6 protein-coding genes are annotated in these 4511 nt (G+C 71.2%); 2 read left to right on the forward strand and 4 right to left on the reverse strand.

Going from position 1 to position 4511, the window contains the following annotated elements; genetic code table 11:
• Window positions 1-83: 83 nt before the first annotated feature.
• Complete coding sequence (locus GWI24_RS40890; RefSeq protein WP_210951087.1) at window positions 84-629, reverse strand: PepSY domain-containing protein; 546 nt, start codon at window positions 627-629, stop codon at window positions 84-86.
• Window positions 630-741: 112 nt separating this feature from the next.
• Here GWI24_RS40890 and GWI24_RS40895 point away from each other — a divergent pair, with 112 nt between their 5' ends.
• The gene (locus GWI24_RS40895; RefSeq protein WP_210951088.1) at window positions 742-1398 is read left to right on the forward strand and encodes a response regulator transcription factor; all 657 of its coding nucleotides are present in this window, start codon (window positions 742-744) and stop codon (window positions 1396-1398) included.
• Window positions 1391-2788: a HAMP domain-containing sensor histidine kinase gene (locus GWI24_RS40900; RefSeq protein ID WP_210951089.1), complete on the forward strand. Its 1398-nt coding sequence runs from the start codon at window positions 1391-1393 to the stop codon at window positions 2786-2788. Before GWI24_RS40895 ends, GWI24_RS40900 begins: the two co-directional genes overlap by 8 nt.
• A gap of 35 nt (window positions 2789-2823) precedes the next feature.
• Here GWI24_RS40900 and GWI24_RS40905 read toward each other — a convergent pair whose 3' ends face one another.
• The 3 genes from GWI24_RS40905 to GWI24_RS40915 form a co-directional block, all read right to left on the reverse strand.
• A complete protein-coding gene (locus tag GWI24_RS40905; RefSeq protein WP_210951090.1) occupies window positions 2824-3300 on the reverse strand; it encodes a MarR family winged helix-turn-helix transcriptional regulator in 477 nt (158 codons plus the stop codon).
• Window positions 3301-3394: 94 nt separating this feature from the next.
• Window positions 3395-4075 carry an AIM24 family protein gene (locus tag GWI24_RS40910; RefSeq protein WP_210951091.1) on the reverse strand — a complete coding sequence of 227 codons (681 nt, stop codon included), beginning with the start codon at window positions 4073-4075 and terminating at the stop codon, window positions 3395-3397.
• Window positions 4072-4511 (reverse strand): AIM24 family protein (locus GWI24_RS40915; protein ID WP_210951092.1); only part of this gene is annotated, 440 nt, incomplete at its 5' end. The genes GWI24_RS40910 and GWI24_RS40915, both read right to left, overlap by 4 nt.

Consider the following 4511-nt stretch of genomic DNA (forward strand, 5'->3'; position numbering starts at 1 on the left):
GTGATTGGCGCCACAAATACACGTAAGCGTCCAGGGCCCCACCCCTCCGACCCCGTCCCCTCCTGCCTCGTCGGCGGCTCTCCCTAGTCGTCGTCGCCGCTGTCGTCGTCGGCCGGGGCCTGGGTGACCTTGCCCGAGTGGGCGTCTACGATCAGGTCGCGCTCCTTGTGGTTCTTGACGGTCTCGACCTCCCACACCGGGGTGCGGTCGCCGTCGAACTCCACGGAGGTCACCGTGGACTGGGACGCGGCCTTCCGGGCCGCCTCGATGGCCGAGACGTCGGCGTTCCGCAGGGCCTTGGCCTCGGCGGCGTCCTCGGGGTCGTTGTCGTCCGGGTCCACCCGCTGGTCGATCACCTTGCCGTTGGCGTCCAGCGTGACCTCGTGCCACCCGCCGTCCTTGCCCAGGACGTCCGCCTCCCAGCGGCCGTGGTCGCGGTCGATGGAGTCCAGCGTGCCCGGGACGGCCTTGAGCGCGGCGCTGGCCGCCTCGGTCAGCGAGGCGCCGGTGGACGCGGCCGCCGGGGACGAGGACCGTGCGCTGTCCGTCCCGTCGCTCGCCACCGCGAAGGCCGTACCTCCGGTGGCCAGGGCGGCTGCGGCGACAGATGCGATGATGATGCGCTTCATGTGGGTTCCTCCCCATTCGTGTTCGGACGCCAACCACCCTGGCCGATCGATGCTGAAGCCCACCTGAAGCCGCCTGAAGAGATCTTCAGGTTCGCTCTGCGACGCTGGTCGCATGCGTGTGCTGATCGTGGAGGACGAGCGGCGGCTGGCCCTGTCGCTGGCCAAGGGGCTGCGGGCGGAGGGGTTCGCCGTCGATGTGGCGCACGACGGCCAGGAGGGGCTGCACCGTGCGCAGGAGGGGGTGTACGACCTCGTCGTCCTCGACATCATGCTGCCGGGGCTGAACGGCTACCGCGTGTGCGGGGCGCTCCGGGCGGCCGGGCACGAGGTGCCGATCCTGATGCTCACCGCCAAGGACGGCGAGTACGACGAGGCGGAGGGGCTCGACACCGGGGCCGATGACTATCTGACCAAGCCGTTCTCGTATGTGGTGCTGGTGGCGCGGATACGGGCGCTGCTGCGGCGCCGTGGCCCCGGGGCCTCGCCCGTGGTGCGGGTGGGGCCGCTCAGCGTGGACCGGGGCGCGCGCCGGGTGGAGCGGGACGGCCGGGAGGTGGCGCTGACCGCCAAGGAGTTCTCCGTGCTGGAGCAGTTGGCGACGCGGGCGGGGGACGTCGTCTCCAAGCCCGACATCCTGGAGCATGTGTGGGATTTCGCCTACGACGGCGACCCCAACATCGTCGAGGTGTATGTGAGCGCCCTGCGCCGCAAGCTGGGCGCGGGGCTCATCGAGACCGTACGGGGAGCGGGGTACCGGCTCCGTGCGTAAGGCGTTCGGTTCGGTACGGGCGCGGGCCGCGCTGGGGGCGACCCTGGTGGTGGCGGTGGCCCTGGTGGCGGCGGGGATCGCGGTGCTGCAGGTGCTGCGCTCCGATCTGGGGGACCAGGCACGGCTGAAGGCCCAGGTGGACGCGCGGGAGGTGGCGTCGAAGATAGCGGCCGGGGCGGGCTACGGCTCGCTGAAGCTGGACGAGAGCGTCCCGGTGCAGGTCGTGGACGAGGACGGCCGGGTGCGGGCGGTCAGCGAGGATCTGGAGGCCGTGACGGGCACCGGGAGCGCGTCCGTGAAGCCCGTCGCGGCGGGCGTCACGGACGACGACCAGGACGATGACGACGGCGGCGCCGGAAAGGTCTCCTCCGGGCAGGAGTACAGCGACGGCTCCGCCCGTGTCGACGGGGAGACCGCCGACTACGTCTGGGCGGCCGTGGAGGCCACCGACACCTCCGGCGAGGACGTCACCGTCTACGCGGGCGCCCCGCTGGCCACCGAGCGCGGCGCGGTCACCACGGTGCGGAACGCGATGCTGCTCGGGCTGCCGCTGCTGCTGCTGGTCGTGGCGGCCGTGACCTGGCTGGTGACCCGGCGCGCGCTGCGGCCCGTGGAGGGCATCCGGCGCGAGATGGCCGCCATCACGGCGAGCACGGACCTGTCCCGGCGGGTGCCCGAGCCGGGGTCGCACGACGAGGTGGCGCGGCTCGCCCGGACCACCAACGAGACGCTCACGGCGCTGGAGGCGTCCGTGGAGCGGCAGCGGGCCTTCGTGGCCGACGCCTCCCATGAGCTGCGCTCCCCGGTGGCCTCGCTCCGCACCCAGCTGGAGGTGGGCGCCGCCCATCCGGAGCTGCTGGACCTGGACGGCGCGGTGGAGGACGTGGTGCGGCTCCAGCGGCTCGCGGCCGATCTGCTGCTGCTGGCCCGGCTGGACGCGGGGGAGCGGCCCACCGGAGGCACGCCGGTGGCGCTGGACGCCCTGGTGCGCGAGGAGCTGGCCCAGCGGCTGGCGGACCGGGTGCCGGTGCGGGACGAGGCGGTGCCGGTCACGGTGCCGGGCTCGCGCGGGCAGCTGGCCCAGGTGCTGGGCAATCTGATCGACAACGCGCAGCGGCACGCCCGGAGCGGGGTGCGGGTGGCGGTGCGCGAGGAGGGCCGGTGGGCCGTGCTGGAGGTCGCGGACGACGGCGCGGGCGTGCCCGAGGCCGAGCGGGAGCGGATCTTCGAGCGGTTCGTACGGCTCGACGACGCCCGCAGCCGCGACGATGGCGGGGCCGGGCTCGGCCTCGCCATCGCGCGGGACGTGGCGGTGCGCCACGGCGGCACGCTGGCCGTCCGGGCGGCACCCGAGGGCGGCGCCCTGTTCGTGCTGCGGCTGCCGATGTAGGTGGTGAGGCCGGTCCGCCGCAGGCGTCACACCCCTTAGATCCGGCCCCGCTGGGTGCGCAGATGCTCCGCGACGGGCACCAGCGATCCGTACAGCGCCTTGAGGTCCTCCGGCGCGAGCAGATCGATGAAGTGCCTGCGCACGGACGCCACATGATGGGGGGCGACCTTGCGCATGGTGTCCCAGCCGTGCTCGGTCAGCACGGCGTACAGCCCCCGCCGGTCCGATTCGCAGTTCTCGCGGCGGACCAGGCCGGCGTTCTCCATCCGGGTGATCTGGTGGGACAGCCGGCTCTTGGACTGCAGGGTCGCGGACGCGAGATCGCTCATCCGCATCCGGTGGTCCTCCGACTCCGAGAGGTTGACCAGGATCTCGTAGTCGTTCATGGTCAGGCCGAACGGCTGCAGGTCTTTTTCGAGCTGGTAGGTCAGCAGCCGGCTGACGTCCAGATGGGTGCGCCAGGCGCGCTGTTCCTCGTCGCTGAGCCAGCGCGTGCCGTTCTCGGTCTCCATGGGATGTATTCTACCTATAGAAGTTGAATTCCGAACCAATGGATGCATCGGGCTAGAGGTCACCTGTTCGACGTTACACTCCGCACCTTCGCGCTCACGAACCGGTATCCCCCGTCTCGCCGACCGATATCCCGGCGACGACCTCCTCCGTGGACTGGAGCAGTACGGTCCCCGCGCCCACGAACTCGAATTGGTGCTCCTCGCCCGAGGCGCCCCCGATGCCGGTACGCGACCGGACGGCCCCGAGGAAGCCGCGCAGATACTGGTGGTCGTAGTGGTGGCACGGCGTCGGGCAGTCCGCCCAGCCGACCAGCGCCTGGGGGTCCACCCGGATCGGCGGTTCCATGAAGACCACGGGCCCGTTGGACGCGGCCACGAACTTCCCCGTGCCGATGAGGGTGAGGAAGCCCGGGACGATGGACTGCTTCAGGGACAGCGAGGGCTGGAAGGCGAGCAGATTGCCGGACCGGATGGAGAGATTGCCGTCGTCCAGGTCGTAGGAGTTGACGTCGAAGGCGCGGTCCGCGAGCACCATCTTGCCCCGCCCCTCGGCCACCACCCAGTCCGCCGCGTGCAGCGGGGAGTGGAAGCTGTGGGCGATGAGGTGGTCGAGGTGGCCGAGCCCGACGCCCTGGAAGTCGATCTGCCCGTAGTAGGCGACCATCTTCCCTTTCTGCAGGAACCACTGGCCGTTCAGATCCACGCTGAAGGCGTACGGATTGATGTTGTCGTCGACGGGCAGCGTCCAGGCGTCATGGATGACGGGGCCGTTCACAGCTTCTCCTCCGATGCCTGGACGTAGACCATGCCGGTGCCGGACAGCTCCAGTTGGAACGCCTCGCCCGAGCCGCGGCCCACCATTTCGCGCCAGCCGATCGCCGTCGAGAGCTTATTGCGAACATCACCCCGGTGGGCGACATAGGCTTGCGGATCGACATGCACCGGACGTCCCGGGCCGATCGGCAGCTCCAGCACCCCGCCGTGCGCCATGACCGCCGCGGAGCCCTGCCCCTCCAGGGTGGTGGTGAACAGCCCCTGGCCGGTGACCTGGCCGCGCACCATGCCCATCACCCCGCCCTGGGAGCCCAGGAACATCGTGCCCTGGCGCAGCGAGCCGTCGAAGGCCAGCAGCCGGTCCGACTCCACATAGAGGGTGTCGCCGACCAGGTCGATCACATGGACGTGGTGGCCGCCGTGCCCGAACATCACCG

Source organism: Streptomyces sp. MK37H (assembly GCF_018035285.1).
GTDB lineage: Bacteria > Actinomycetota > Actinomycetes > Streptomycetales > Streptomycetaceae > Streptomyces > Streptomyces endocoffeicus.

Excerpts from the sequence above, each read along its gene's own strand:
- GWI24_RS40905 (WP_210951090.1), bottom strand. The coding sequence starts at position 3,300 with ATGGAGACCGAGAACGGCACGCGCTGGCTCAGCGACGAGGAACAGCGC.
- GWI24_RS40890 (WP_210951087.1), bottom strand. The coding sequence starts at position 629 with ATGAAGCGCATCATCATCGCATCTGTCGCCGCAGCCGCCCTGGCCACC.
- GWI24_RS40895 (WP_210951088.1), top strand. The coding sequence starts at position 742 with ATGCGTGTGCTGATCGTGGAGGACGAGCGGCGGCTGGCCCTGTCGCTG.